This window comes from Flavobacterium rhamnosiphilum, from assembly GCF_004349195.1.
Classification (GTDB): Bacteria; Bacteroidota; Bacteroidia; order Flavobacteriales; family Flavobacteriaceae; genus Flavobacterium; species Flavobacterium rhamnosiphilum.
Genome location: NZ_SMLG01000025.1, coordinates 1 through 3392, shown reverse-complemented (window position 1 = coordinate 3392; position 3392 = coordinate 1). Strand labels below are relative to the sequence as shown.

The window sequence follows — 3392 nt, the reverse complement described above, 5'->3', positions numbered from 1 at the left end:
CTGTTCAAAATACAGCAATTGCATCTGGATTAACTGCTGGGACTTATACCGTAACAGTAACCGATTCTAAAGGTTGTACCGATACCGAACAAGTGACCATCACTGAACCTCAAAGTGCGCTTCTTGCCGCTATTGGTTCCGTGCAAAATGTAAATTGCAAAGGGGATATTACTGGATCTGCAACGGCCTCCGCGACTGGCGGTACTGCCGAATACACTTACAGTTGGAACACAAATCCTGTACAAAGTACAGCAATGGCATCTGGATTAACTGCTGGAACTTATACCGTAACAGTGACCGATTCTAAAGGTTGTACCGATACCGAACAAATAACCATCACTGAACCTCAAAGCGTATTAACGTGTTCAATTACACAAAACAAATCCGTTTCTGCTAATAGTTTAAGCGATGGAGAAGCCACTGTCACTCCTCTTGGGGGAAATGGAGGTTACTCTTACTTATGGGATAATGGTGAGACTACAGTAAAAGCCGTGGCACTTAATGCTGGATTACACTCTGTTACAGTTACAGATTCTAAAGGATGTAAAACAACTTGCGAGATTAGAATCTCTGAACCTAATGTTTTATCCTGTAGCATAACTCAAGATTCCCCCGCCAAATGTTTCGGAGATAGTAATGGTGTAGCTACTGTTACAGCCATTGGCGGTAATGGAGAGTATACTTACTTATGGGATAATGGGAAAACTACAGCACAAGCAATAGCTTTAAACGCAGGTAATCATTCCGTTACTGTTACCGATAAACTAGGCTACAAAACTACTTGTAACGTAACAATTGGCCAACCAAGTGCTGTTTTAAGTGCTATTGCCACAACCATGAATAACAATAACTGTGTAGGTTGCAATAATGGGGCTATAAACCTTACCGTTTCTGGTGGTTCAACCCCTTACAGCTATTCATGGTCTAATGGAGCTACAACAGAGGATATTGTAAATTTAATTAAAGGAACTTATAGTGTTACAATTACTGACAACAACGGATGTACTTCAAACCCTTCTTTTGAAATTACCGAATCAGGAATCGCTTTAGTGAAAACCGGTGTTTTTAGCGACACCAACAATGATGGTTTCGCCCAGGTGGGTGAAAAAATCAATTATACTTTTGCAGTGACCAATAGAGGTAATGTGACGGTAACCAATGTCGATATCACAGATCTATCAATGACATTGAAAGATTTGATTATGACTGGTAATCCTATTGCTTCTCTAGCGCCTGGTGCTACTAGTTCTGTGACCGGAGTTTATACCATTACTCAAGGTGATATCAATACAGGAAAAGTGACCAACTCGGCTTTAGCAATTGGTAAGGATCCGAAAGGAAATAATGTAACGGATACTTCGGGTACAACGGTCGATAACGACACTCCTACTGTTACTCCGTTAAATAATATAATAAGAATACCTTCTGCTGCTTGTACTTCAAGCACGGAAACTCGTAACTTAAATGATTATTTACCAGCCAATACCCCTACAAATGGAACTTGGACAGATATAAGTGGCACTGGTCACTTAGTAGGCAGTATAGTCTCTCCTTTTGGTCTTGCTATTACTCCCGAAAATAATCCTTATGTTTTTGAATATAAAATTGGGGAAGGAACCAATTCCAGAAGTATAAGGTTATTAATGAGTGTTGATAATAGCTGTTTTGTCGAGGCATGTCGAGACATAATTGTCCATAATGCTTTCTCTCCAAACGGTGATGGAATTAATGAAGTATTCACAATAGAAAACATTGAGGACACCTGTTATATTGGCAATACAGTTGAAATCTATAACCGTTGGGGCGTATTGGTTTTTGAAACTAGAGGCTATGATAATGTAACTAAAGTTTTTAGAGGTATTTCTGAAGGAAGAACAACCATTAGTCAGTCCTCTGGTTTACCAACTGGAACCTACTTTTATATCTTGAATTATACTTCTGTTGTTGGAGGCAATACTCAGACCAATAAAAAATCCGGGTATTTATACCTTACCAGATAAATTTAACTCAAATCTAACTCCTGAGGGCTAACAACCCTCAGGTTTAAAACAATAAACCAAATGAAGACAAGAATACTATTATTCGCTTTGCTGTTTACTGGAGTTGTAAGTTATGCGCAACAAGACGCACAATTTTCACAATACATGTACAACACAATCAATGTCAATCCCGCTTATGCAGGATCGAGAGGAGCTTTGAGTATATTTGCTTTACATCGTACCCAATGGGTAGGACTCGATGGAGCTCCTGTGACTAACGCAGTTTCTATGAATACTCCACTCAACGGAAGTAATTTAGGATTGGGGGTATCGGTTATAAATGATAGAATTGGGCCTACGACTGAAAATACGATTTCAGCTGATTTATCCTATACTGTTCTTACTTCTGAGACTTTTAAACTTTCATTTGGAGTTAAAGCCACTGCGAATCTTTTCGATTTGAATGTCAACCGATTAAACCCTGTTGATGACGATCCTAGTTTGCATGATTTCAACAATAAGTTTACTCCAAATATCGGTGCGGGTATTTATTATCATTCTGACAAAGCCTATGTCGGTTTTTCTGTTCCTAATTTTATAGAAACCAACCGTTATGATGATAATGAAGTGGCTATTTTTAAAGAAAAAATTAATTACTACTTAATTGCCGGTTATGTATTTGATTTAAGTAATTTTGCAAAATTCAAACCCGCCCTACTCACCAAAATGATTGAAGGTGCTCCGCTTCAGGTAGATATATCCGGAAATTTCATGTTCAACGAGAAGTTTGTGGTCGGAATTGCGTATAGATGGAGTGCTGCGATGAGTGCAATGGTCGGTTTTCAGGCTACGGAAGGTTTGTATATAGGATACGGATATGATCTTGAAACAACTAATTTAGACAACTATAATTCCGGTTCGCATGAAATTTTCCTACGATATGAATTATTCAGTAACAAAAACAAAATCACAACCCCAAGATTCTTCTAAAACAAGTATTATGAAAAACTGCATATTTCTTTGTATAACAATAGTAAGTGTGTTTTCTTTTAAAGGGAATGCTCAAAATTCAAAATTTTATGTAACCGATAAAGTAAGTGATAAATATGCTTATGTAGATGTCATAAAAACCTATGAAAGGATTGCTGCAAAAGGATATAAATCAATAGATATTTTTAAAAAAATCGGGGATTCCTATTATTTCAAAGCAGATTTTGACAAAGCTGCTAAATGGTATTGTGAATTATTTGCCATAAGCATTGATTTAGAACCTGAATATTATTATCAATATGCTAAGTGTTTGACATTTATTGGTCAAAATGACAGAGCCAATGAAATACTAGAAAAATTAAAACAAAAATCGGAGGCTATATTAGAGAAAAAAAATCGAAACCTGCGATAAAATTACAACCG

At 37.1% G+C, this 3392-nt stretch carries 3 protein-coding genes; all 3 read left to right on the top strand.

The features are described from left to right. Window positions 1-2000: DUF7507 domain-containing protein (locus E0I26_RS16310; RefSeq protein ID WP_205728809.1), on the top strand; the 2000-nt coding region annotated here is incomplete at its 5' end. A gap of 60 nt (window positions 2001-2060) precedes the next feature. Next, the gene (locus tag E0I26_RS16305) at window positions 2061-2969 is read left to right on the top strand and encodes a PorP/SprF family type IX secretion system membrane protein (protein WP_131917504.1); all 909 of its coding nucleotides are present in this window, start codon (window positions 2061-2063) and stop codon (window positions 2967-2969) included. Between the two features lie 10 nt (window positions 2970-2979). Next, complete coding sequence (locus tag E0I26_RS16300) at window positions 2980-3381, top strand: tetratricopeptide repeat protein (protein ID WP_131917503.1); 402 nt, start codon at window positions 2980-2982, stop codon at window positions 3379-3381. The last annotated feature ends 11 nt before the right edge of the window (window positions 3382-3392 follow it).

What these genes read in the sequence shown, in the direction of transcription:
- E0I26_RS16300 (WP_131917503.1), top strand. Translation starts at nt 2,980, where the DNA reads ATGAAAAACTGCATATTTCTTTGTATAACAATAGTAAGTGTGTTTTCT.
- E0I26_RS16305 (WP_131917504.1), top strand. Translation starts at nt 2,061, where the DNA reads ATGAAGACAAGAATACTATTATTCGCTTTGCTGTTTACTGGAGTTGTA.